The 21,306-nt window shown below is 45.8% G+C and carries 31 protein-coding genes; 28 read left to right on the forward strand and 3 right to left on the reverse strand.

The window, feature by feature from the left end; all coding sequences use genetic code 11:
- Positions 1-3: 3 nt before the first annotated feature.
- The 24 genes from rpsS (at position 4) to EXU30_RS11290 (ending at position 12,368) form a co-directional block, all read left to right on the forward strand.
- Positions 4-282, forward strand: coding sequence for a 30S ribosomal protein S19 (gene rpsS / locus EXU30_RS11175; protein WP_130600066.1), 279 nt, complete (start codon positions 4-6; stop codon positions 280-282).
- A 15-nt stretch (positions 283-297) separates the two neighbouring features.
- The gene (rplV, locus tag EXU30_RS11180; RefSeq protein ID WP_130600068.1) at positions 298-630 is read left to right on the forward strand and encodes a 50S ribosomal protein L22; all 333 of its coding nucleotides are present in this window, start codon (positions 298-300) and stop codon (positions 628-630) included.
- 12 nt (positions 631-642) lie between these two features.
- Entirely contained in the window at positions 643-1,332 is a 690-nt protein-coding gene (gene rpsC / locus EXU30_RS11185) for a 30S ribosomal protein S3 (protein WP_130600070.1), read from the forward strand.
- An 11-nt stretch (positions 1,333-1,343) separates the two neighbouring features.
- Positions 1,344-1,754 (forward strand): 50S ribosomal protein L16, encoded by a 411-nt coding sequence (gene rplP, locus EXU30_RS11190; protein WP_011863973.1) that lies wholly within the window; start codon positions 1,344-1,346, stop codon positions 1,752-1,754.
- Positions 1,754-1,945, forward strand: coding sequence for a 50S ribosomal protein L29 (gene rpmC / locus EXU30_RS11195; RefSeq protein WP_130600072.1), 192 nt, complete (start codon positions 1,754-1,756; stop codon positions 1,943-1,945). Before rplP ends, rpmC begins: the two co-directional genes overlap by 1 nt.
- Positions 1,945-2,193, forward strand: coding sequence for a 30S ribosomal protein S17 (rpsQ, locus tag EXU30_RS11200; RefSeq protein ID WP_130600074.1), 249 nt, complete (start codon positions 1,945-1,947; stop codon positions 2,191-2,193). The genes rpmC and rpsQ overlap by 1 nt, the downstream gene beginning before the upstream one ends.
- Positions 2,194-2,373: 180 nt before the next feature.
- On the forward strand, positions 2,374-2,742 hold the full coding sequence (rplN, locus tag EXU30_RS11205; protein WP_011494644.1) for a 50S ribosomal protein L14: 369 nt from the start codon (positions 2,374-2,376) through the stop codon (positions 2,740-2,742).
- A gap of 11 nt (positions 2,743-2,753) precedes the next feature.
- Positions 2,754-3,068: a 50S ribosomal protein L24 gene (gene rplX, locus EXU30_RS11210; RefSeq protein ID WP_130600076.1), complete on the forward strand. Its 315-nt coding sequence runs from the start codon at positions 2,754-2,756 to the stop codon at positions 3,066-3,068.
- Between the two features lie 13 nt (positions 3,069-3,081).
- Entirely contained in the window at positions 3,082-3,621 is a 540-nt protein-coding gene (gene rplE, locus EXU30_RS11215; RefSeq protein WP_130600078.1) for a 50S ribosomal protein L5, read from the forward strand.
- 10 nt (positions 3,622-3,631) lie between these two features.
- Complete coding sequence (rpsN, locus tag EXU30_RS11220) at positions 3,632-3,937, forward strand: 30S ribosomal protein S14 (protein WP_130600080.1); 306 nt, start codon at positions 3,632-3,634, stop codon at positions 3,935-3,937.
- A gap of 24 nt (positions 3,938-3,961) precedes the next feature.
- Positions 3,962-4,354: a 30S ribosomal protein S8 gene (gene rpsH, locus EXU30_RS11225; RefSeq protein WP_130600082.1), complete on the forward strand. Its 393-nt coding sequence runs from the start codon at positions 3,962-3,964 to the stop codon at positions 4,352-4,354.
- A gap of 10 nt (positions 4,355-4,364) precedes the next feature.
- A complete protein-coding gene (gene rplF / locus EXU30_RS11230) occupies positions 4,365-4,898 on the forward strand; it encodes a 50S ribosomal protein L6 (RefSeq protein WP_130600084.1) in 534 nt (177 codons plus the stop codon).
- A 10-nt stretch (positions 4,899-4,908) separates the two neighbouring features.
- Positions 4,909-5,259, forward strand: a complete 351-nt coding sequence (rplR, locus tag EXU30_RS11235) for a 50S ribosomal protein L18 (protein WP_130600086.1) — start codon at positions 4,909-4,911, stop codon at positions 5,257-5,259.
- 12 nt (positions 5,260-5,271) lie between these two features.
- Positions 5,272-5,775 carry a 30S ribosomal protein S5 gene (gene rpsE / locus EXU30_RS11240; protein WP_130600088.1) on the forward strand — a complete coding sequence of 168 codons (504 nt, stop codon included), beginning with the start codon at positions 5,272-5,274 and terminating at the stop codon, positions 5,773-5,775.
- A gap of 6 nt (positions 5,776-5,781) precedes the next feature.
- Complete coding sequence (rpmD, locus tag EXU30_RS11245; protein ID WP_130600090.1) at positions 5,782-5,961, forward strand: 50S ribosomal protein L30; 180 nt, start codon at positions 5,782-5,784, stop codon at positions 5,959-5,961.
- Positions 5,962-5,964: 3 nt separating this feature from the next.
- Positions 5,965-6,399, forward strand: coding sequence for a 50S ribosomal protein L15 (gene rplO, locus EXU30_RS11250; RefSeq protein WP_130600092.1), 435 nt, complete (start codon positions 5,965-5,967; stop codon positions 6,397-6,399).
- Between the two features lie 7 nt (positions 6,400-6,406).
- Positions 6,407-7,747, forward strand: coding sequence for a preprotein translocase subunit SecY (secY, locus tag EXU30_RS11255; RefSeq protein ID WP_130600094.1), 1,341 nt, complete (start codon positions 6,407-6,409; stop codon positions 7,745-7,747).
- Positions 7,748-7,769: 22 nt separating this feature from the next.
- On the forward strand, positions 7,770-7,883 hold the full coding sequence (gene rpmJ / locus EXU30_RS11260) for a 50S ribosomal protein L36 (RefSeq protein WP_006083579.1): 114 nt from the start codon (positions 7,770-7,772) through the stop codon (positions 7,881-7,883).
- Between the two features lie 115 nt (positions 7,884-7,998).
- A complete protein-coding gene (rpsM, locus tag EXU30_RS11265; RefSeq protein ID WP_130600096.1) occupies positions 7,999-8,355 on the forward strand; it encodes a 30S ribosomal protein S13 in 357 nt (118 codons plus the stop codon).
- Between the two features lie 17 nt (positions 8,356-8,372).
- Positions 8,373-8,765: a 30S ribosomal protein S11 gene (rpsK, locus tag EXU30_RS11270; protein ID WP_130600098.1), complete on the forward strand. Its 393-nt coding sequence runs from the start codon at positions 8,373-8,375 to the stop codon at positions 8,763-8,765.
- Between the two features lie 29 nt (positions 8,766-8,794).
- Positions 8,795-9,415, forward strand: a complete 621-nt coding sequence (gene rpsD / locus EXU30_RS11275) for a 30S ribosomal protein S4 (RefSeq protein WP_130600100.1) — start codon at positions 8,795-8,797, stop codon at positions 9,413-9,415.
- A 24-nt stretch (positions 9,416-9,439) separates the two neighbouring features.
- Positions 9,440-10,429, forward strand: coding sequence for a DNA-directed RNA polymerase subunit alpha (locus EXU30_RS11280; RefSeq protein WP_130600102.1), 990 nt, complete (start codon positions 9,440-9,442; stop codon positions 10,427-10,429).
- 40 nt (positions 10,430-10,469) lie between these two features.
- The gene (gene rplQ, locus EXU30_RS11285; RefSeq protein WP_130600104.1) at positions 10,470-10,865 is read left to right on the forward strand and encodes a 50S ribosomal protein L17; all 396 of its coding nucleotides are present in this window, start codon (positions 10,470-10,472) and stop codon (positions 10,863-10,865) included.
- A 225-nt stretch (positions 10,866-11,090) separates the two neighbouring features.
- The gene (locus EXU30_RS11290; RefSeq protein WP_130600106.1) at positions 11,091-12,368 is read left to right on the forward strand and encodes a competence/damage-inducible protein A; all 1,278 of its coding nucleotides are present in this window, start codon (positions 11,091-11,093) and stop codon (positions 12,366-12,368) included.
- 99 nt (positions 12,369-12,467) lie between these two features.
- On the opposite strand, the gene EXU30_RS11295 is transcribed toward EXU30_RS11290, so the two are convergent.
- The 3 genes from EXU30_RS11295 to argE form a co-directional block, all read right to left on the reverse strand.
- On the reverse strand, positions 12,468-13,019 hold the full coding sequence (locus EXU30_RS11295; protein WP_130600108.1) for a YceB family lipoprotein: 552 nt from the start codon (positions 13,017-13,019) through the stop codon (positions 12,468-12,470).
- A 38-nt stretch (positions 13,020-13,057) separates the two neighbouring features.
- A complete protein-coding gene (gene ppc / locus EXU30_RS11300; protein WP_130600110.1) occupies positions 13,058-15,706 on the reverse strand; it encodes a phosphoenolpyruvate carboxylase in 2,649 nt (882 codons plus the stop codon).
- A 147-nt stretch (positions 15,707-15,853) separates the two neighbouring features.
- Entirely contained in the window at positions 15,854-17,005 is a 1,152-nt protein-coding gene (gene argE, locus EXU30_RS11305; RefSeq protein ID WP_130600112.1) for an acetylornithine deacetylase, read from the reverse strand.
- Positions 17,006-17,250: 245 nt separating this feature from the next.
- On the opposite strand from argE, the gene argC reads away from it, so the two are divergent.
- The 4 genes from argC (at position 17,251) to EXU30_RS11325 (ending at position 21,243) form a co-directional block, all read left to right on the forward strand.
- Positions 17,251-18,231, forward strand: a complete 981-nt coding sequence (gene argC / locus EXU30_RS11310; protein ID WP_130600114.1) for an N-acetyl-gamma-glutamyl-phosphate reductase — start codon at positions 17,251-17,253, stop codon at positions 18,229-18,231.
- A 9-nt stretch (positions 18,232-18,240) separates the two neighbouring features.
- A complete protein-coding gene (gene argB / locus EXU30_RS11315) occupies positions 18,241-19,020 on the forward strand; it encodes an acetylglutamate kinase (protein WP_130600116.1) in 780 nt (259 codons plus the stop codon).
- 11 nt (positions 19,021-19,031) lie between these two features.
- Positions 19,032-19,937, forward strand: a complete 906-nt coding sequence (locus EXU30_RS11320; protein WP_130600118.1) for an ornithine carbamoyltransferase — start codon at positions 19,032-19,034, stop codon at positions 19,935-19,937.
- An 82-nt stretch (positions 19,938-20,019) separates the two neighbouring features.
- Positions 20,020-21,243, forward strand: a complete 1,224-nt coding sequence (locus tag EXU30_RS11325) for an argininosuccinate synthase (protein ID WP_130600120.1) — start codon at positions 20,020-20,022, stop codon at positions 21,241-21,243.
- The last annotated feature ends 63 nt before the right edge of the window (positions 21,244-21,306 follow it).

The raw sequence follows: 21,306 nt of genomic DNA on the forward strand, positions 1-21,306 counted from the left end.
CCCATGCCACGTTCTCTCAAGAAAGGTCCATTCATTGACCTACACTTGCTGAAGAAGGTAGAGAAAGCGATGGAGTCTGGTGACAAAAAGCCAATTAAAACTTGGTCTCGCCGCTCAATGATCATTCCAAACATGATTGGTTTGACCATCGCTGTCCATAATGGTCGTCAGCACGTACCTGTGTTCGTAACTGACGAAATGATCGGCCACAAACTTGGTGAATTTTCACCAACTCGCACTTATCGCGGCCATGCTGCTGATAAGAAAGCGAAGAAGCGTTAATACGGGAGAAATAAGATGGAAGTTTTAGCTAAACATCGTTTTGCTCGTACGTCAGCGCAGAAGGCCCGTCTGGTTGCTGATCAAATCCGTGGTCTGCCTGTATCTAAGGCGCTAGAGATTTTGACTTTCAGCCCTAAGAAAGCCGCCGTACTAGTTAAAAAAGTACTTGACTCAGCTATCGCAAACGCCGAGCACAACGAAGGTGCAGATATCGATGAGCTTAAAGTTGGTAAAGTTTTCGTTGACGAAGGCCCAACTATGAAGCGTATCATGCCTCGTGCTAAAGGCCGCGCTGATCGTATCATGAAGCGTACCAGCCACATCACTGTGGTTGTATCAGATCGCTAGGAGAAGAGAGCAATGGGACAGAAAGTACATCCTAATGGTATCCGTCTGGGTATCACCAAGCCTTGGATCTCTACCTGGTACGCAGATAAGTCAGATTATGCAGATAATCTGAACAGCGACTGGGAAGTGCGCCAATACTTAACTGAAAAGTTAAAGGCTGCATCAGTATCTAAGATCGTTATCGAACGCCCAGCGAAAAGCATCCGCGTTACTATTCACACTGCCCGTCCAGGTGTTGTGATTGGTAAGAAAGGTGAAGACGTTGAAGTATTACGTGCACACGTGTCTAAAATCACTGGCACTACTGCTCAAATCAACATCGCTGAAATCCGTAAGCCTGAATTAGACGCTAAGTTAGTTGCTGACTCTATCGCTCAGCAATTAGAACGCCGTGTAATGTTCCGTCGCGCTATGAAGCGTGCGGTACAAAACGCAATGCGCATCGGTGCCCAAGGTATCAAAGTTGAAGTGAGTGGCCGTCTAGGTGGCGCTGAAATCGCACGTTCTGAGTGGTATCGTGAAGGTCGTGTACCTCTACATACTCTACGTGCTGATATCGACTATTCAACTGCTGAATCTCACACTCAATACGGTGTGATTGGTATTAAAGTTTGGATCTTCAAAGGTGAAGTTCTAGACGGTACTATTCCAGCACTAGAAGAGCCGAAGCAGCAACCTAAGCGTAAGCCTCGTGGTAAATAGGAGAGCCGGTAATGCTGCAACCTAAACGTATGAAGTTTCGCAAGATGTTCAAAGGCCGCAACCGCGGTCTAGCGAACGGCACTGAAGTTAGCTTCGGTGAGTTCGGTCTTAAAGCAGTTGGCCGCGGCCGTTTAACTGCTCGTCAGATCGAATCTGCGCGTCGTGCAATGACACGTCACATTAAACGTCAAGGGCAAATTTGGATCCGAGTTTTCCCTGACAAGCCTATTACCTCTAAGCCTCTTGAAGTGCGTATGGGTAAAGGTAAAGGTAACGTTGAATACTGGGTATGTCAGATTCAACCTGGTAAGGTTCTTTATGAGATGAATGGCGTTTCTGAAGAGTTAGCTCGTGAAGCTTTCACTTTAGCAGCTGCTAAACTTCCTATTAAGACTACCTTCGTAACTAAGACGGTGATGTAATGAAAGCGAGCGAACTAAGAGAAAAGAGCGTTGAAGAACTTAACGCTGAATTACTTGGTCTGCTGCGTGAGCAGTTTAACCTGCGTATGCAACACGCTACTGGTCAATTGAGTCAAACTCATCAATTGAAACAAGTGCGTCGTAACATTGCACGTGTTAAGACCATTATTACTTCTAAGGCAGGTGCGTAATGTCTGATAAAATCCGTACTTTGCAAGGTAAAGTAATTAGCAACAAAATGGACAAGTCTATTACTGTTGCTATTGAGCGCCAAGTGAAACACCCAATCTATGGGAAATACATCAAGCGCACTACTAAGATCCATGCACATGACGAAACAAATCAGTGTAATGAAGGTGACGTAGTGGCAATTAGCCAGTGTCGTCCTCTTTCTAAGACTAAGTCTTGGACCCTGGTTGAAGTAGTATCAAAAGCCTAATATTTCATTAGGTTAACCGAAACGGCTCCAAAAACTTGGGGCCGTTTGTTTTTTTTCCCTATGCAACCTCATTATGTGGTGTTATACTTGCGCGCCATTTTCGAGTAATTGTACTCAAAATGGTCAAGTTAATGTCCCAATAGTGGGAATTTGTGTAGTAACGATAGCGGAGCACTTGAAATGATCCAAATGCAATCGACTCTTGACGTCGCATGTAACAGTGGCGCACGCAGAGTTCAGTGTATTAAGGTCTTGGGTGGCTCTCATCGTCGTTATGCCGGTATCGGCGACATCATCAAAGTTTCTGTTAAAGAAGCAATTCCTCGCGCTAAAGCGAAGAAAGGTGATGTATATAACGCGGTGGTAGTCCGTACTAAGAAAGGCGTACGTCGTCCAGACGGTTCTGTCATTCGCTTCGATCGGAATGCAGCGGTATTGCTTAATGCTAACCTTGCACCGATTGGTACTCGTATCTTTGGACCAGTGACACGTGAATTGCGTACTGAGCAGTTCATGAAAATTGTCTCGCTGGCACCTGAAGTACTGTAAGGAGCTTCAAAATGGCAGCAAAAATCCGTCGTGAAGACGAAGTAATTGTATTAGCAGGTAAAGACAAGGGTAAACGCGGTAAAGTTTCTCAAGTCCTACCTACTGGTAAATTGATTGTTGAAGGCATCAATCTTGTTAAGAAGCACCAAAAGCCAAACCCACAACTGGGTGAGACTGGTGGTGTTATCGAGAAAGAAGCGCCTATTCAAGCATCAAACGTAGCGATCTTTAACCAAGCCACAGGCAAGGCAGATCGTGTTGGTTTCCGATTTGAAGACGGCAAAAAAGTTCGTTTCTTTAAGTCGAACAGTGAACTCGTTAAGTAATTTGGAGTAAACGATGGCGAAACTGCATGATAAATACAAAGAGACTGTTATTGCAGAACTTTCTAAGAAGTTCGAATATACCAGTGTCATGCAAGTCCCTCGGATTGAAAAAATCACCCTTAACATGGGTGTTGGTGAAGCTGTAGCAGACAAAAAAGTTATGGAGCACGCGCTTCGTGACATGACTGCAATCGCTGGCCAAAAACCAGTTGTAACTGTAGCTCGTAAATCAGTTGCTGGTTTTAAAATCCGTGAAGGCTACCCGATTGGCTGTAAAGTTACCCTACGCGGTGAGCGTATGTGGGAATTCTTAGAGCGTTTAGTTGACATTGCAATCCCACGTATTCGTGACTTCCGTGGCCTAAGCGCAAAAGCGTTTGACGGTCGTGGTAACTACGCAATGGGCGTGCGTGAGCAGATCATCTTCCCAGAAATCGATTACGATAAAATCGATAAGATTCGTGGTATGGATATTGTTATCACTACTACTGCGAAGAATGACGAAGAAGGTCGTGCTTTGTTAGACGCTTTTAACTTCCCATTTAAGAAATAAGGGTAGCATAATGGCAAAATCATCTATGAAAGCACGTGAAGCAAAGCGTGCGAAGCTAGTAGCTCAATATGCTGAAAAGCGTTTAGCTCTTAAAGCACTAATTGCACACCCAGACACTTCTGAAGAAGATCGTTGGGATGCAGTGCTTAAGTTGCAAGCACTACCTCGTGATTCTAGCGCGTCGCGTCAACGCAACCGCTGTAATCAAACTGGTCGCCCACATGGTTACCTACGTAAGTTCGGCCTAAGCCGTATCAAATTACGTGAAGCTACCATGCGCGGTGAAGTTCCTGGTCTGCGTAAGGCCAGCTGGTAAGCACTTGTCACGGAGTAAGCTAATATGAGCATGCAAGATCCTATTGCGGATATGTTAACCCGTATTCGTAACGGCCAAGCTGCTAACCACGTATCTGTAAAGATGCCTTCAGCTAAGTTAAAAGTAGCAATCGCGAAATTACTTAAAGACGAAGGTTTCATTACTGACTACGCCGTAGCAGATGAGGCTAAGCCTGAATTAGAAATCACTTTAAAGTATTTCCAAGGCAAACCAGTCGTTGAGACTATCCAGCGCGTAAGTCGCCCAGGTCTTCGTATTTACAAAGGTAAAGACGAACTTCCTAAGGTGATGGGCGGTCTGGGTATCGCAATTGTTTCCACTTCTAAAGGCTTGATGACTGATCGTGCCGCCCGCCAACAAGGCACGGGTGGTGAGGTTATCTGCTACGTAGCGTAAGGAGTTAGTAATGTCTCGTGTTGCAAAAGCACCAGTCACTATCCCTGCAGGCGTAGAGGTGACTTTAAACGAACAGACTCTTACTGTTAAAGGCAGCAAAGGTAGTCTGACTCGAGTAATCAATGATGCAGTCATTGTTAAAGTTGAAGATGCACAAATCACCTTCGGTCCAGTTGAAGGCGCAGTTAACGCTTGGGCTCAAGCAGGTACTGCACGTGCATTAGTAAACAACATGGTTGTTGGTGTATCTCAAGGTTTCGAGAAGAAGCTAAAGCTAGTTGGTGTTGGTTACCGTGCGAAAGTACAAGGTAACGGTATCGACCTTACTTTAGGTTTCTCGCACCCACTAGTGCACGAACTACCGGAAGGCGTAAAAGCAGAATGTCCTAGCCAAACTGATATCACCCTTTCAGGTGTTGATAAGCAGTTAATCGGCCAAGTTGCTGCTGAAATTCGCGGCTACCGTCCACCAGAGCCTTACAAAGGTAAAGGTGTTCGCTATGCAGACGAACAAGTACGCCGTAAAGAGGCTAAGAAGAAGTAGGTAACGCGATATGGATAAGAAAACATCTCGCTTACGTCGCGCTACTCGTGCACGTAAGAAGATCCAAGAGCTAGGCGTGAACCGTCTGGTTGTACATCGTACACCACGTCACATTTATGCTCAGGTGATCAATCCTGAAGCTCAGGTGGTTGTAGCTGCTTCAACTGTTGAAAAAGCGGTTGCAGAGCAACTTAAGAGTACCGGTAACGTAGACGCGGCAAAAGCAATTGGTAAATTAGTTGCTGAGCGTGCGATCGAAAAAGGCGTAGCAACTGTTGCGTTTGACCGTTCTGGTTTCAAGTATCACGGTCGTGTGGCTGCATTAGCAGACGCTGCTCGTGAAGCTGGCCTGAAGTTCTAAGGGGTTATAAAAATGGCTAAATTAGAAGCTCAGCAAAAAGACGATCTGCAAGAAAAACTGATTGCAGTAAATCGTGTTTCTAAAGTAGTTAAGGGCGGTCGTATCTTTAGCTTCACAGCACTAACTGTAGTGGGTGATGGTAACGGTAAGGTTGGCTATGGCTACGGTAAAGCACGTGAAGTTCCAGCTGCTATTCAAAAAGCAATGGAAAAAGCACGTCGCAACATGGTTACTGTTGAACTGAACGGTGGTACTTTACATCACCCAGTTAAAGGTCGTCATACTGGTTCGCGTGTATACATGCAGCCAGCATCGGAAGGTACTGGTATTATTGCCGGTGGCGCAATGCGTGCCGTACTTGAAGTAGCAGGCGTTCATAACGTTCTGTCTAAAGCATACGGTTCTACTAACCCGATCAACATCGTTCGCGCAACTGTAGATGCGTTGGTGCACATGAAGTCACCAGCTCAAATCGCAGCTAAGCGTGGCCTGAATGTTGATGAAATTCGGGGGTAATGCACGATGGCTAACACAATTAAAGTAACACAGACTAAAAGCAGCATCGGTCGCTTACCAAAGCACCGCGCTTGCTTGCTAGGCTTAGGTCTACGTCGTATTAATCACACTGTTGAAGTAGAAGATACTCCTTCTGTTCGCGGTATGATTAACAAGGTTTACTACATGGTTAAGGTGGAGGGTTAATAAATGCGTTTAAATACTCTTTCTCCAGCTGCAGGTTCAAAATCTGCACCTAAGCGTGTAGGTCGTGGTATCGGTTCTGGTCTAGGTAAGACTGCTGGTCGTGGTCACAAGGGACAAAAGTCTCGTAGTGGCGGTGGCGTACGCGTAGGTTTTGAAGGTGGTCAAATGCCACTTAAAATCCGTCTACCTAAATTCGGTTTTACCTCACGTAAAGCTTTGGTAACGGCTGAAGTTCGCTTGAGCGAACTAGCAAAAGTTAACGGTGATGTGATCGACTTAAACGCTCTGAAAGATGCGAATGTAATTACTCGCAACATCCAGTTTGCTAAAATCGTTCTTTCAGGTACCATTGAGCGCCCAGTGACCGTAAAAGGTCTTAAGGTAACCAAAGGTGCACGTGCAGCTGTAGAAGCTGCCGGCGGTAAGATCGAGGAATAATACGTCGATGGCAAAACCAGGACTTGATTTAAAAAGCGCGAAAGGCGGCTTATCTGAATTGAAAGCCCGTCTTCTGTTCGTGATTGGTGCAATTATCGTCTTTAGAGCCGGTTCGTTTGTACCAATTCCTGGTATTGACGCAGCTGTATTAGCCGAATTGTTTGCACAGCAAAAAGACACCATCTTGGGCATGTTTAACATGTTCTCAGGTGGTGCTTTAGAGCGTGCTTCTATCTTTGCATTAGGTATCATGCCGTATATTTCGGCATCGATTATCATGCAGTTATTGACTGTTGTGCATCCAGCCCTTGCCGAACTGAAAAAGGAAGGCGAGTCTGGACGTAAGAAAATTAGTCAGTACACAAGATACGGTACATTAGTACTAGGTACGCTCCAATCAGTTGGTATTGCAACAGGTCTACCGAACCTGATGCCTGGCTTAGTTGCTAATCCAGGCCCAGCGTTCTACTTCGTTGCGATTGTGAGCTTAGTAACAGGAACCATGTTCCTGATGTGGCTAGGTGAGCAAATTACCGAGCGTGGTATTGGTAATGGTATCTCGATTCTTATTTTCGCAGGTATTGTTGCTGGTTTACCATCGGCTATCGGCCAAACGGCTGAGCAAGCGCGTCAAGGTGACTTGAATGTTTTGCTACTATTGCTACTAGCGGTAATCGTATTTGCTGTAACTTATTTGGTAGTGTTTGTTGAGCGTGGTCAACGTCGTATTGTCGTTAACTATGCAAAGCGTCAGCAGGGCCGTAAGGTGTTTGCTGCTCAAAGCACGCACTTACCATTAAAAGTGAACATGGCTGGTGTAATCCCGCCTATTTTCGCGTCAAGCATTATTTTGTTCCCAGGCACACTGGCTCAGTGGTTTGGTCAAAATGAGTCGATGTCTTGGTTAAGTGATTTCGCATTAGCGGTGTCACCAGGCCAGCCACTGTACTCACTGCTTTACGCGGTTGCGATTATCTTCTTCTGTTTCTTCTATACTGCGTTGGTATTTAACCCACGTGAGACAGCAGACAACTTGAAGAAAAGTGGTGCATTCATTCCAGGTATCCGTCCGGGTGAACAGACCTCGCGTTACATTGATAAAGTAATGACCCGCCTAACTTTGGCTGGCGCTATTTACATTACCTTTATCTGTTTAATTCCGGAGTTCATGTTAATTGCATGGCAAGTACAGTTCTATTTTGGCGGTACTTCACTACTAATTATCGTAGTTGTAATCATGGACTTCATGGCTCAGGTTCAGACCCATATGATGTCTCATCAGTATGAGTCTGTTATGAAGAAAGCTAATCTTGTGAACAAAGCGAATTTAGATCGCTTTGGTAAATAAGATTGCTTAACGGAGTGATGAAATGAAAGTTCGAGCTTCCGTGAAGAAGATCTGCCGTAACTGCAAGATCGTCAAACGTAGCGGCGTTGTTCGCGTGATTTGTGTTGAACCTAAACACAAACAGCGTCAAGGCTAGAAAAAAGTTGGTCAGCCCTGTCCGGGCTGACCAAAATATTGTTTGCAAATTTGTCGTCTGTCGAGTATCCTTTCGGGCTTTTCGCAGATGACCTTTAACATTTAAGGAGTGCATAGTGGCCCGTATCGCTGGCATTAACATTCCTGATCAAAAGCATACAGTCATTGCATTGACTGCTATCTTCGGTATTGGACGTACGCGCGCAAAAGCAATTTGTGCTGCTACTTCAATCGCTGAAGACGCTAAGATCAAGGAATTGAGCGAAGCTCAAATCGACACCCTACGCGAAGAAGTTGCCAAATACGAAGTAGAAGGTGACTTACGTCGTGAGATTTCTATGAACATCAAGCGTCTTATGGACCTTGGTTGTTACCGTGGTCTCCGCCATCGTCGTAGCCTGCCTCTTCGTGGGCAACGTACTAAGACCAATGCGCGTACGCGTAAAGGTCCACGTAAACCAATTAGAAAGTAACGGGAAGGTAAACCAAAATGGCTAAAGTTCCGTCACGTTCTCCGCGTAAGCGCGTACGTAAACAGGTTGCAGATGGCATGGCTCATATCCATGCGTCTTTCAACAACACAATCGTAACCATTACCGATCGTCAAGGTAATGCTTTATCTTGGGCTACCTCAGGTGGTTCTGGTTTCCGTGGTTCACGTAAATCAACCCCATTTGCTGCACAGGTTGCAGCAGAGCGTGCAGGTGTTGCCGCACAAGATTATGGTGTTAAAAACCTTGAAGTTTTTGTGAAGGGTCCAGGTCCAGGACGTGAATCAGCGATTCGCGCACTGAACGCAGTTGGTTATAAAATTACCAACATTACTGATGTGACACCTATCCCTCACAATGGTTGTCGTCCACCTAAAAAACGTCGTGTATAACAGCGTTATAGGATAGTTGGAGAAAGATCATGGCAAGATACTTGGGTCCTAAGCTCAAGCTCAGCCGCCGAGAAGGTACTGACCTTTTCTTAAAAAGCGGTGTGAGAGCAATCGATTCGAAGTGTAAGCTTGAAGCTGCACCAGGACAACACGGCGCTCGTAAGCCTCGTTTGTCTGAGTACGGTTTACAATTACGCGAGAAACAAAAAGTTCGTCGTATTTACGGTGTGCTAGAAAAGCAATTCCGTAACTACTATAAAGAAGCTGCACGTCTAAAAGGTAATACTGGTGAAAACCTATTACAACTTTTAGAAGTACGCCTAGATAACGTTGTTTATCGTATGGGTTTTGGTGCTACTCGTGCAGAATCACGTCAGCTAGTAAGCCATAAAGCAGTTATGGTTAACGGTCGTGTTGTTAACATTCCGTCATTCAAAGTGTCTGCGAATGATGTTGTAAGCATCCGTGAAAAATCACGCAACCAAGCTCGTATCAAAGCGGCTTTAGAAGTTGCTGGTCAACGCGAAAAGCCTACTTGGGTAGAAGTCGACAATGCGAAAATGGAAGGTGCTTTCAAGCGTCTACCAGAACGTAGCGATTTGTCTGCGGATATTAACGAACAGCTGATCGTCGAGCTTTACTCTAAGTAAAGCTAACAAACAAGAGAGGACACAATGCAGGGTTCTGTTACAGAATTTCTTAAACCGCGTCTCGTTGATATTGAGCAGGTTAATTCAACACGCGCTAAAGTTACACTAGAGCCATTAGAACGTGGTTTTGGCCATACCTTAGGTAACGCGTTGCGTCGCATCCTATTATCATCAATGCCAGGCTGTGCTGTCACAGAGGTGGAAATTGATGGTGTGCTGCACGAATACAGCAGCAAGGAAGGCGTGCAAGAAGATATCCTTGAAATACTACTAAACCTTAAAGGTTTAGCAGTAACAATTGAGGGTAAAGATGAAGCTTTACTTACCCTAAGTAAGTCAGGCGCAGGCCCTGTTACAGCAGCAGATATTACTCATGACGGCGATGTAGCTGTTATGAATCCGGATCATGTTATCTGTCATTTGACTGGTAATCATGACATTAGCATGCGTATTCGCGTTGAGCGTGGTCGCGGTTATGTTCCAGCTTCGGCTCGTGCACAAACTGAAGACGATGATCGCCCAATCGGTCGCTTGCTAGTAGACGCTTCTTTCTCACCAGTAGCTCGCATTGCTTACAATGTAGAAGCTGCTCGTGTTGAACAGCGCACTGACTTAGATAAACTCGTTATCGATATGACAACCAATGGTACTATCGATCCTGAGGAAGCTATCCGTCGCTCAGCAACTATCCTAGCTGAACAGCTAGATGCGTTTGTTGAACTACGTGATGTGACTGAGCAGCCGCCAGAAGAAGTTAAACCGGAGTTTGACCCAATTCTGTTGCGTCCTGTCGACGATTTAGAGCTAACCGTACGTTCGGCTAACTGTTTGAAAGCCGAAGCGATTCATTACATCGGAGATCTAGTACAGCGCACTGAAGTTGAGCTGCTTAAGACTCCTAACTTAGGTAAGAAGTCTCTTACTGAAATTAAGGATGTGTTAGCGTCTCGCGGACTGTCGTTAGGTATGCGTCTAGAAAACTGGCCACCGGCTAGTTTAGCAGACGACCTATAAGTTCTCAGGTTAGTACAGATTTAGGTATAAGGATTAGGTCATGCGCCATCGTAAGAGTGGTCGTCAACTGAACCGCAACAGCAGTCATCGTCAAGCTATGTTCCGTAACATGGCTGGCTCACTAGTTCGTCATGAGATCATCAAGACAACTGTAGCTAAAGCGAAAGAACTGCGTAGCGTAGTTGAGCCTCTAATAACACTAGCTAAAGTAGACAGCGTTGCAAACCGCCGTTTAGCTTTCGCTCGTACCCGCGACGCTGAAGTTGTAGGTAAGTTATTCACAGAATTGGGTCCACGCTTCCAGGAACGTCCTGGTGGTTACACTCGTATTCTTAAATGCGGTCTTCGTACCGGTGATAAAGCCCCAATGGCTTACATCGAGTTAGTAGGTCGTCCAGAAGTTGCTGAAACTGAAGAAGTAGAAGCAGCTGAGTAATACTTAGTATTACATTGAAAAAACCGAGCTTAGGCTCGGTTTTTTTATGCCCAAAATTTGTTGCGCGCTATCAGCTTTTGCCTCTGGATTAGTCCCAGCTAGCTCAACCCCAGTTGCTGTTCTTTTGGTTATTAAACCCGAATTAACCCGCTTGTCATCTTATTGTCCTTGCTTTTACCGAGTGCCTTGCCTAAGTTACTAGCACTTGCTTTATAGGGAGCCGTAATGAAAGTTGAAATGATCTGCACTGGTGAAGAGGTGCTGTTGGGCCAAATTGTCGATACTAACGCAGCGTGGGTTGCCAATGCGCTGATGGATATTGGCATTGAAATGCAACATAGGGTTACCGTTGGCGACCGCATGCAAGACCTAGTTGATGCTTTTCGTGAGCGTAGTCAGCATGCTGATGTCATCATTGTTAATGGCGGATTAGGTCCAACAACGGATGACATGTCAGCTGCCGCTATGGCAACCGCTAAGGGTGAACAATTAGTCGAGAATAAAGAGTGGATATCCCGTCTTGAGGCCTGGTATCAGCGAAGTGGCAGGCAGATGCCTGAAAGTAATCGTAAACAAGCCTTGCTTCCCCAGTCTGCTGTTATGGTAGATAACCCTGTAGGTACCGCCTGCGGCTTTCGAGTTAAACTGAATAATGCCTGGTTATTCTTCACCCCTGGTGTACCATTCGAGCTTAAGCAGATGATAAATGAGCAGTTTATTCCGTTTATTCAGAACGAGCTCGGAGCCAAAACCAACACCAAGATCACTAAGCTGTTAACCATAGGTCAGGGAGAATCCGCACTGCAAGACCAATTATCAACGCTGTCGTTGCCCGACGGAATTGAGTTAGGCTACCGCTCCTCAATGCCTCATATTGACGTTAAGATTTTCGCCCGTGGTGACCAAGCAATCAACAAGCTCGCTAAGGTGACAAAAGTTATTAAAGCAAATCTAGGAGATGTCGTGGTGGCTACCGAGCGCGCAACCCTTGCTGAGGAGATCCATCACCGTTTGTTCCAATCAGGCATAAGCTTGGCGTTAGCTGAGTCTTGTACCGGAGGCTTGCTCGCCAGCCAGCTAGTCGATTTTCCTGGTAGCTCTTCCTATTTGCATCATGGGCTAGTTACCTATAGTAATGAGTCTAAAGTGCAGTTACTTGGGGTGAAGCCACAAACCTTGGATGATCATGGTGCAGTGTCGATAAAAACGGTTGAGGAAATGGCCGAAGGCGTTCGAGGTCTACTTGATAGTGATTACGCGTTAGCTACTAGCGGTATCGCAGGCCCTGATGGTGGGACCGATGAAAAGCCAGTTGGCACAGTAGCAATCGCATTAGCTGTTAAGGGTGGCGGCGTTCACAGCCAAATGCTTAAGTTCCCAATTAAGAAACGAGATATTATTCGCGGTGTGAGCGCTGCGGTAGCCTACGATATGCTGCGTAGAGCCTTGTTAGGTGAAGCGGTTATTGTCGATTACCCATCGTATTATCGCTATCCAAAGTAGCCAATATCTAGGCTAAAGCGGTATAGATGGTGTCCTAAGCAATATAGATAGCGATGTAAGTAACATAGCTAGGCAGTGCAGTGTTTAGTCACAGCTTAGCTAAAATTTAATGACAATTTTACCTTTCTCGACTTTAATCTCTTCCGCGAATTTTGCCATTAATGCTTGATTGCTATCGCGTTCGTCTAGGGTGTAGACAGGCTGCGTTTGTAAAAAACTGCTGACGAAATTGATTAACTGAGGTGAGATCTGTTTAAGTGCGTTTTCGACTTCTTTTGGCTCAGCGCTCACCTCGGTCATGTTTAGCCCTCGCAAGTAAATACTCTTTGAGGATTTTTCGTACCAAGGCGTTGCCTCAAAAGTTAACGTTAACCTTGCAGACAAAGGCATCAGCGGATTATTGACCGACACCTTGGCATTGGCGGTTAACGCCATAATGTCAGGCTTATCACCTAAGCTTACTTCCATGTCATTGAGGTTAATCGACATACCAATTAAACGGTTGCCCTGATTGACCTCAAAGTGCATTTCTTTGTTTAAGTGCTTCTCTATCTCACGCTCGCTAATACTGTATTGGCTAGCACAGCCAGCCAATACAGATAAGCTTGCGATAGTTAACCATTTAGCGAGGTGCTGTAGCGGTAAACCCATAGATTAGCCCTTACTCCTTAGCGCTTTATCTTTAAAAGCTAGCCAGTGTTACGCATACCTGCCGCTACACCCGCGATGGTGAGCATCAGCGCTAATTGTACATTGTCAGAAGGTGACTCTTCTTTACGAGTACGAGCTAACAGCTCGGTCTGTAAGAAGTTTAGCGGATCAATGTAAGGATTACGCAATTTCACCGATTCCTGGTTCCATGGCGTGTGCGACATTAACTCGTCAGACTCAGTGAGTGACAACACAGTTTCAATGCCTTGACGTAAACGGTCTCGTAGCTTCTTACCTAATGGTCGTAACGATTCCTCTACTAGACTGCGCTCATAGTACTTGGCAAGATTGGGCTCCGCTTTCATGTACACCATCTCTAGCATAGACAAGCGTGTTTCGAAGAATGGCCATTGTGATTGCATTTCTTGTAGTAATTGCTTCTCACCACGCCCCATTGCCGCTTGTAGTGCTTCTCCTGCGCCTAACCAGGCTGGCAGCATCAAACGGTTCTGTGACCAGGCAAAAATCCAAGGGATTGCACGTAGGCTTTCAATACCGCCATCAATTCTGCGTTTAGCTGGGCGACTACCTAACGGCAGTTTGCCGAGTTCAACTTCAGGGGTTGCGCTGCGGAAATAAGGTACGAAGTCTTTTTCGCCGCGTACAATGCCGCGATAAGCATCAACAGATTCAGCGGCAATGCGCTCGATACATTCACGCCAGTGAGCTTTAGGCTCTGGAGGTGGTAGCAAAGTCGCTTCCATCACGGCTGAGGTATAAAGCGCGAGTGACTGCACTGCAAGTTTTGGTAGACCAAACTTAAATCGGATCATCTCACCTTGTTCAGTTACGCGAATGCGACCATCTACTGAGCCAGGTGGCTGAGATAGAATCGCTTTGTGTGCCGGTCCACCGCCGCGACCAATTGAGCCACCACGACCGTGGAATAGCATTAGTTTTACATCTGCTTTTTTACACACTTCTACAAGCTGCTCTTGAGCACGATATTGTGCCCAGGCCGCAGCCATCACACCGGCATCTTTAGCAGAGTCAGAATAACCAATCATGACTTCTTGCATGCCTTTGGTATAGCCGCGATACCAGTCAATGTCTAACAGTGCGGTAATACAATCAGCTGCGCCAGTTAGGTCATCTAAGGTTTCAAATAGCGGCACCACGCGCATAGGGTGTTGGCAACCACTTTCTTTTAGAAGTAGCAGCACTGCAAGAACATCAGACGGATTACTTGCCATTGAAATTACATATGAACCAAGCGCGTTGGCAGGCTGCTTAGCCACGAGTTTGCAAGTGGCCAGTACTTCGGCTACTTCTTCACTTGGTTGCCAGGTTGCAGGAATAAGCGGGCGTTTACCCGTTAGCTCGCGCAGCAAAAATGCCTGCTTTTCTGACTCATCCCAATGGTTATAGTCACCCATACCCAGGTAGCGCGTAAGCTCTGCGACAACGTCGCTGTGACGCTCAGCATCCTGCCTGATATCTAGGCGCAGCATATGGATGCCAAAACAACTTAGGCGGCGCAGCATATCAAGTAGTAAGCCATTGGCAATTAAACGCATTCCACAGTCGCACAGGCTGGTGTACAGCATCAATAGCGGCTTGTGTAAGTCATCAAATTGCCAAATGAGTTCACTGGTATCAGCATCTGGGTGATGACCGTCAATACGCTCATTTAAGTAGTCGATGGTCGCTCTTAGTTTGCAGCGTAGCTCGCGCAGCACGTCACGGTATGGCTCCATGCTGTTATTCGTGGCAGCGAGTAACTCGTCATTCGCTTGCTCCATCGACAGATCGCTGATTAAAGTGACGACATCTTTTAGATAGAGTCTTGCAGCTGCGTGACGATTACGCAGTAACACTTCTTCAGTGACTTTAGCGGTGACAAACGGGTTGCCATCGCGGTCGCCACCCATCCAGCTTGAGAATTTGACTGGGCAGATATCGATTGGCAACTGTTCGCCAATGCGCTGCTCAAGCTGATCGCTGAGTTGGCGCAGAAAATCAGGTATTGCGTGCCATAAAGACGACTCAATCGTGCTTAAACCCCAACGAGCCTCATCAACTGGTGTTGGTCGCTCGTGGCGGATTTCATTGGTGTGCCAGATCTGAGCGATGAGCTGACGCAATCGCAAATTAGATTGCTTGCGTTCACGGTCTGTCAGTTGTGGGTTTTCTTGTTCGGTCAAGCAGTCGACTACAGATGAGTATTTTTGAATTAAGGTGCGACGTGAAATTTCAGTTGGGTGAGCTGTCAGTACTAAGTCAATATTAAGCTCGCTTAAGCAGTGCAGTACGTCGTCTTTGTCAAAGTTGGTGTTAAGTACGCGTCCAAGTAACTGCTCCACAGGATCGGGCACACAGACAAGCTCGTCACAGTTTCGGCTAATAGTATGGAACTGCTCGGCTAGGTTTGCTAAGTTGAGGAACTGATTGAATGCTTTAGCAAATGGGACTAACTCTTCGTCGGGAAGCGAGGTTAACAGTGCCAGCATTTGTTCTCTAGCGGCTTCATCACCCTGGCGTGACTGTTTGGCTAAAATACGGATCTGTTCTACTTTTTCTAAAAATGCAGGCCCGAGGTGACTTTGCATGGTTTCACCAAGAATTTGACCTAAGTTACCTACATTTGATCTCAGCGAGGCGTACATATCCGCTGTTTCAGTTGTCATAAAGACTTCCCCAAAAAATAAACCTTCCCTGAACAATAACCATCGCAGCGAATTGGGTCAATAACTAATCAATCTATCTTGAAATAAAATTTCGTTAGATTGTTACAGTTTTAGCAATTGCTCAACAACTGAATTCAATAAGCTGGGTTATTGAATACAGGCTTGATAGATGAGTTTTTTAAGTAGCTCAACTGTAGGCTTCATATATTCCAGTCCAATGAACTCATCAGGTTGGTGAGCCTGCTCAATACTACCCGGACCAAGTACCAAAGTCTGGCAACCAAGTTGCTTAATATAGGGCGCTTCGGTGGCATAGTTGACCACTTCTGCTTGCTTACCTGCCACTTGTTCAACAATTTTGGTCCATTCATCATTTGCACTACCGGCAAAAGGCTCAGAGCCAGGATAAAGTGTGCTGATGCTGACACTGCCAGGATATTGTTTAGAGATGTCTTCAAGATAGTTGATCACCATTTGCTCTAGTTCAATTAAAGGCATACCGGGTAAGGGCCTTAAATCAATGTGTAAGTCACAACAGCCACAGATTCTATTTGCCGCATCACCGCCATGAATACTGCCAAAGTTCATGGTTGGGTAGGGCACGCTAAAGGCATCTTCGCGATAGTTCTCTGCCAAATGTTGTTTGAGTTTGAGCAATTGCCCAATCACCAAGTGCATAATTTCAATGGAATTGAGCCCTTTAGCCGGATCGGATGAATGACCGCTGCGACCGATGATCTTAATTCCCTGCGCCAAATGGCCTTTGTGCATATATACAGGTTTCAAACTGGTTGGCTCGCCGATGATGGCGTAATCAGGTTTGATTTCGGTGGAGTTAGCAAATGCCTTGGCGCCATTCATGGTGGTTTCTTCATCTGCGCTGGCAAAAATAGTCAGTGGTCTTTTGAACTCATTAATAGGTAGGTCTTTCAAGGCTTCAAGCACTAATGCGAAAAAGCCTTTCATATCGCAAGTACCTAAGCCATACCAACGATTATCTCGCTCGGTAAGCGTGAATGGGTCATGGCTCCAACGCCCTTCATCAAACGGAACTGTATCAGTATGCCCCGCGAGTAATAAACCTCCATCACCTTGACCTAAGCGGGCAATCAAATTGTGCTTCTCGCGGGTATTTGCCACCTCGGGGCTAGTACACTCAAACCCTAAGTCATTAAACCAGCTTTGTAGCAAATCTATCACTGGTTTATTGCTGATATCTTCAGCCGATTCTAATGAGCTGATTGATGGGGTAGCGATCAATTCACTAAAGCTTGTTTTAAGATCTGGCAGCTTACTCATGAAATCTCCGTAAAATATTTATTCAAAAATATTGCATAAGTATAAAGTTATGATAGTCTAGCAAACACTTAATAGCACTACCATAACCCCGATAGTAAAAATGAAAACAAACACCAGTACAGTTAGCTACAACAATTTGCGTTTTTATCTGATTTCGCCTTTCCGTCGACGATAAGTAGTCACCTTGGGCGAAAGCCTATTGCTCCATTGTTCACTTTTAACATGACACTTATAAGAAAAGATCTATGAAAAATATCGCAATTATTGGTGCTAGCGGTTATACCGGTGCCCAAATTACTCAGTTGATCAACGCTGATGCTAACCTTGATATTCAGGGTATCTACGTCTCAGAAGCAAGCCTTGATAAATACAAGCCGCTTAGCGAGCTTTATCCTTCTTATCAAGATATTAGTCTAAAACTGCAGCCACTTACCCAGCAGGCAAAACAGCATATTATTGCAACGGCCGATGCCGTGGTACTCGCGACAGATCATGCGGTGAGTCTCGCTTTGGCTGCCGAGTTTCATGCGCAAAAGCTCGCCGTGTTCGACTTAAGCGGCGCATATCGTTTTGAAGATGCGGCGCAATACCCTAAGTGGTATGGCTTTGAACATACGCAGCCGCAACTGCTTGCTCAGGCGGTATATGGACTTGCCGAATGGAATAAAGAGCAAATTACCCAATCGTCTATGGTTGCAGTGCCTGGCTGCTACCCAACCGCATCGCTGCTGGCACTAAAACCGTTAACCGATTTATTTGCCGGCAGTTTACCGGTTATCAATGCCGTTAGTGGAGTAACAGGAGCTGGGCGTAAGGCGCAGCTACATACGAGTTTTTGTGAAGTTAGCCTGACACCTTACGGCGTACTTGGGCACAGGCATCAACCTGAAATCGCCACCCAACTGGGTCATGAGGTGATTTTCACCCCGCATCTTGGCAACTTCAAACGTGGTATTTTAGCCACTATTACGGTGCAGCTAAAAGCGGACACCACAGCTGAGCAAATTGCTAAAGCTTTTAGTGTTTATGACGATGAGCCGTTAGTTCATGTAAAGCAAAACCTATTCCCGAAAGTTGATGATGTGGTGCATACCACTCAGTGTCACATCGGTTGGAAATATGATGCCAACAACCATCATATTGTGATTGCTAGCGCGATTGACAACCTCATGAAAGGTGCTGCGAGCCAAGGACTGCAGTGCATTAAAATTCACTTTGGGCTTTAAGGTAATCACATGAATAAAACAAATACATTAGTGATTAAAGTCGGTGGTGCTTTGCTGCAGCAACCGCAAGCCATGGCAAATTTGATGGCTGCTTTGAAGTCGATGATTGCCGCGGGGCAACATGTGGTGTTAGTGCACGGTGGCGGTTGTCTAGTTGATGAGCAGTTACTGGCTAATGGTAAGCAAACAGTAAAGTTAAATGGTTTACGGGTTACCCCTGAAGATCAAATCGACATTGTTGTAGGAGCGCTGGCGGGTACTAGCAATAAGTTGTTGCAAGGTGCAGCTATTAAAGCGGGTGTGACTGCAGTAGGAATGAGCTTAACTGACGGTCAAAGCGTTTCAGCCAAGATTAAAGCTAAGGAGCTAGGCTTAGTGGGCGAAGTTGTGCCAGGTAATCCAGCTTATCTACAGTTTATGTTATCACAGGGCTGGTTGCCTATATGTAGCTCGATAGCAATTGATGAGCATGGTAATCGCCTTAACGTCAATGCCGACCAAGCTGCAGCCGCTATTGCACAATTACTGGATGCTACCTTGGTATTGTTGTCAGACGTACCAGGCGTGCTCGATGCGTCACGCTCATTAATCCCATTTTTAAACCAACAACAAATTAGCCAGCTTGTGTCAGATGGCGTGATTGAGAAGGGAATGAAGGTAAAAGTTGAGGCGGCATTAGACGTGGCTCAGCAATCTGGCATTGCCGTAAACATCGCATCATGGAAAGACACCCAAGCACTTATTGGTTTTGCTAACGGCGTTAGCCTTGGCACTCAGATCCAACCTTAGGAGATACCACAATGAATCATCTTCTTTCGATTAAAGACTTAACTCAAAGCCAATTGCTACAACTGTTGGCTCTGGCAAAGCAAATTAAGGCGAACCCACAAGGGTATGCACAAGCATTAGCAGGCAAAAGCGTTGTCATGCTATTTGAAAAGCCGTCTCTGCGAACCCGAGTTAGTTTTGATATCGGCATTAATAAGCTAGGTGGTCATGCGCTTTATCTTGATCAACAAAATGGTGCGTTAGGTAAGCGCGAGCCGGTATCAGACTTTGCTAGCAATATTTCATGTTGGGCTGATGCAATTGTGGCGCGAACCTTTGCTCACTCAACTATCGAGCAGTTGGCTGAGCATGGCACAGTGCCGGTGATCAATGCGCTGTCAGATATGTATCACCCATGCCAAGGGCTTGCAGACTTTCTCAGTTTGTCAGAAATGTTTGATGACTTAAGCAAGGTGAAGCTTGCTTACATAGGTGATGGCAACAATGTGACCCATTCACTGATGTATGGCGCGGCATTACTCGGTGTGCAAATGACAGTTGTTTGCCCTAAAGGGCATTTCCCTGATGGTCAGGTTGTGTGTGAAGCGCAGCAAATCGCTGCCGAGCACGGCGGTAAGTTAGTACTAACATCAGATATTAATGAGCTTGGCGAGCAGGATGCGATTTACACCGATACCTGGATTTCGATGGGCGATAGTACCCCAATGGCTGAAATTGAAGCTAAGTTTAAGCCATATCAAGTGACTGAAGAGTTAATGCAAGGTGCAGGTGCCAACTACTTTATGCATTGCTTACCGGCCTACCGTGAGGTTGAGGCGACTGCCGCTGTGGTTGATGGCGAAGGTTCACTGATATTACGTCAAGCGGAAAACCGCATGCACGCGCAAAACGCGGTATTGGTGACCTTACTCGGGTAACACTCAGCGTAAATTAGTTAACCCGTAAATTAGATTGAAACAAATTACATACGTTAAAAAGATTAAAGTTAGGAACAGCAACATGGCAATTAAGCAACACGATAATGATGTGAAAAAGGTAGTACTTGCTTACTCTGGTGGCCTTGATACCTCAGCGATTATTCCCTGGTTAAAAGAAACCTATAACAACTGTGAGATCGTCGCCTTTTGCGCAGATGTGGGTCAAGGTGATGAAGAGTTAGAAGGTTTGCATGAAAAGGCAATCGCTTCAGGTGCTTCTGAATGCTATATCGTCGATTTAAAAGAAGAGTTAGTCGCTGATTATATTTACCCGACCATTGCCACTGGCGCCATTTACGAGGGTACTTATTTATTGGGTACCTCAATGGCAAGACCAATTATCGCCAAGGCTCAGGTCGAGGTTGCGCGTAAAGTCGGCGCAGATGCCGTATGTCATGGCTGTACTGGTAAGGGCAACGATCAGGTGCGTTTTGAAGGCTGTTTTGCGGCATTAGCGCCTGATTTAAGAGTTATCGCTCCATGGCGCGAATGGTCGATGGTTAGCCGTGAAGACCTGCTTGATTACTTAGCTGAGCGCAACATTGCGACTACGGCTTCTGCAACTAAGATTTATAGCCGTGATGCTAACGCTTGGCATATTTCCCATGAAGGCGGCGAGTTAGAAGATCCATGGAATGAGCCAACGAAAGAAGTATGGACCATGACGGTAGCGCCTGAAGATGCGCCTAATGAGCCTGAATATGTATCGCTGACGTTAGAGCAGGGCAAAGTGACCCAGGTAAATGGTGAGAGCCTAACGCCTTATGGAGCATTAATGGCACTTAACGAGATTGCCGGTAGGCATGGCGTCGGGCGTATTGATATTACCGAAAACCGTTTAGTGGGTATGAAGTCTCGTGGTTGCTACGAAACGCCGGGTGGCACTGTGATGTTTGCCGCGCTCAGAGCAATTGAAGAGTTGGTGCTAGATAAAACCAGCCGCGAATGGCGTGAACAAGTTGGCGCGCAAATGGCGCATCTAGTGTATGACGGTCGCTGGTTTACACCTTTGTGTGAGTCATTACTTGGGGCGTCTAAGCCGTTAGCAGATTTAATTAACGGTGAAGTGGTATTAAAGCTTTATAAAGGTCAAGCAAGCGCGGTGAAGAAGCGCTCGCCAAACAGTTTATATTCAGAAGAGTTTGCCACTTTTGGTGAAGATGAGGTTTATAACCAAAAAGATGCAGAAGGCTTTATCCGTCTCTACTCATTGGCCAGCCGAATTCGTGCATTAAACACCAAATAACCCTTAACGCATTATTTGCAAGAACGGGGCTACTTATGAGCCCCGTTTGTTTTTAGTTACCAG

Origin of the sequence: Shewanella maritima, assembly GCF_004295345.1 — a bacterium.
GTDB classification, from domain to species: domain Bacteria; phylum Pseudomonadota; class Gammaproteobacteria; order Enterobacterales; family Shewanellaceae; genus Shewanella; species Shewanella maritima.

Bases quoted from the DNA above. Each gene is read 5' to 3' on its own strand.
- rplR (WP_130600086.1), top strand. From the start codon at position 4,909: ATGGATAAGAAAACATCTCGCTTACGTCGCGCTACTCGTGCACGTAAG.
- rplE (WP_130600078.1), top strand. From the start codon at position 3,082: ATGGCGAAACTGCATGATAAATACAAAGAGACTGTTATTGCAGAACTT.
- rplQ (WP_130600104.1), top strand. From the start codon at position 10,470: ATGCGCCATCGTAAGAGTGGTCGTCAACTGAACCGCAACAGCAGTCAT.
- argB (WP_130600116.1), top strand. From the start codon at position 18,241: ATGAATAAAACAAATACATTAGTGATTAAAGTCGGTGGTGCTTTGCTG.
- rpmC (WP_130600072.1), top strand. From the start codon at position 1,754: ATGAAAGCGAGCGAACTAAGAGAAAAGAGCGTTGAAGAACTTAACGCT.
- rpsN (WP_130600080.1), top strand. From the start codon at position 3,632: ATGGCAAAATCATCTATGAAAGCACGTGAAGCAAAGCGTGCGAAGCTA.
- EXU30_RS11320 (WP_130600118.1), top strand. From the start codon at position 19,032: ATGAATCATCTTCTTTCGATTAAAGACTTAACTCAAAGCCAATTGCTA.
- rplX (WP_130600076.1), top strand. From the start codon at position 2,754: ATGGCAGCAAAAATCCGTCGTGAAGACGAAGTAATTGTATTAGCAGGT.
- EXU30_RS11280 (WP_130600102.1), top strand. From the start codon at position 9,440: ATGCAGGGTTCTGTTACAGAATTTCTTAAACCGCGTCTCGTTGATATT.
- rpsK (WP_130600098.1), top strand. From the start codon at position 8,373: ATGGCTAAAGTTCCGTCACGTTCTCCGCGTAAGCGCGTACGTAAACAG.
- rplP (WP_011863973.1), top strand. From the start codon at position 1,344: ATGCTGCAACCTAAACGTATGAAGTTTCGCAAGATGTTCAAAGGCCGC.
- EXU30_RS11290 (WP_130600106.1), top strand. From the start codon at position 11,091: ATGAAAGTTGAAATGATCTGCACTGGTGAAGAGGTGCTGTTGGGCCAA.
- rplO (WP_130600092.1), top strand. From the start codon at position 5,965: ATGCGTTTAAATACTCTTTCTCCAGCTGCAGGTTCAAAATCTGCACCT.
- rpsD (WP_130600100.1), top strand. From the start codon at position 8,795: ATGGCAAGATACTTGGGTCCTAAGCTCAAGCTCAGCCGCCGAGAAGGT.
- rplF (WP_130600084.1), top strand. From the start codon at position 4,365: ATGTCTCGTGTTGCAAAAGCACCAGTCACTATCCCTGCAGGCGTAGAG.
- rpmJ (WP_006083579.1), top strand. From the start codon at position 7,770: ATGAAAGTTCGAGCTTCCGTGAAGAAGATCTGCCGTAACTGCAAGATC.
- rpsS (WP_130600066.1), top strand. From the start codon at position 4: ATGCCACGTTCTCTCAAGAAAGGTCCATTCATTGACCTACACTTGCTG.
- EXU30_RS11295 (WP_130600108.1), bottom strand. From the start codon at position 13,019: ATGGGTTTACCGCTACAGCACCTCGCTAAATGGTTAACTATCGCAAGC.
- argE (WP_130600112.1), bottom strand. From the start codon at position 17,005: ATGAGTAAGCTGCCAGATCTTAAAACAAGCTTTAGTGAATTGATCGCT.
- secY (WP_130600094.1), top strand. From the start codon at position 6,407: ATGGCAAAACCAGGACTTGATTTAAAAAGCGCGAAAGGCGGCTTATCT.
- rplN (WP_011494644.1), top strand. From the start codon at position 2,374: ATGATCCAAATGCAATCGACTCTTGACGTCGCATGTAACAGTGGCGCA.
- rpsE (WP_130600088.1), top strand. From the start codon at position 5,272: ATGGCTAAATTAGAAGCTCAGCAAAAAGACGATCTGCAAGAAAAACTG.
- EXU30_RS11325 (WP_130600120.1), top strand. From the start codon at position 20,020: ATGGCAATTAAGCAACACGATAATGATGTGAAAAAGGTAGTACTTGCT.
- rpsH (WP_130600082.1), top strand. From the start codon at position 3,962: ATGAGCATGCAAGATCCTATTGCGGATATGTTAACCCGTATTCGTAAC.
- rpmD (WP_130600090.1), top strand. From the start codon at position 5,782: ATGGCTAACACAATTAAAGTAACACAGACTAAAAGCAGCATCGGTCGC.
- rpsQ (WP_130600074.1), top strand. From the start codon at position 1,945: ATGTCTGATAAAATCCGTACTTTGCAAGGTAAAGTAATTAGCAACAAA.
- argC (WP_130600114.1), top strand. From the start codon at position 17,251: ATGAAAAATATCGCAATTATTGGTGCTAGCGGTTATACCGGTGCCCAA.
- rplV (WP_130600068.1), top strand. From the start codon at position 298: ATGGAAGTTTTAGCTAAACATCGTTTTGCTCGTACGTCAGCGCAGAAG.
- ppc (WP_130600110.1), bottom strand. From the start codon at position 15,706: ATGACAACTGAAACAGCGGATATGTACGCCTCGCTGAGATCAAATGTA.
- rpsC (WP_130600070.1), top strand. From the start codon at position 643: ATGGGACAGAAAGTACATCCTAATGGTATCCGTCTGGGTATCACCAAG.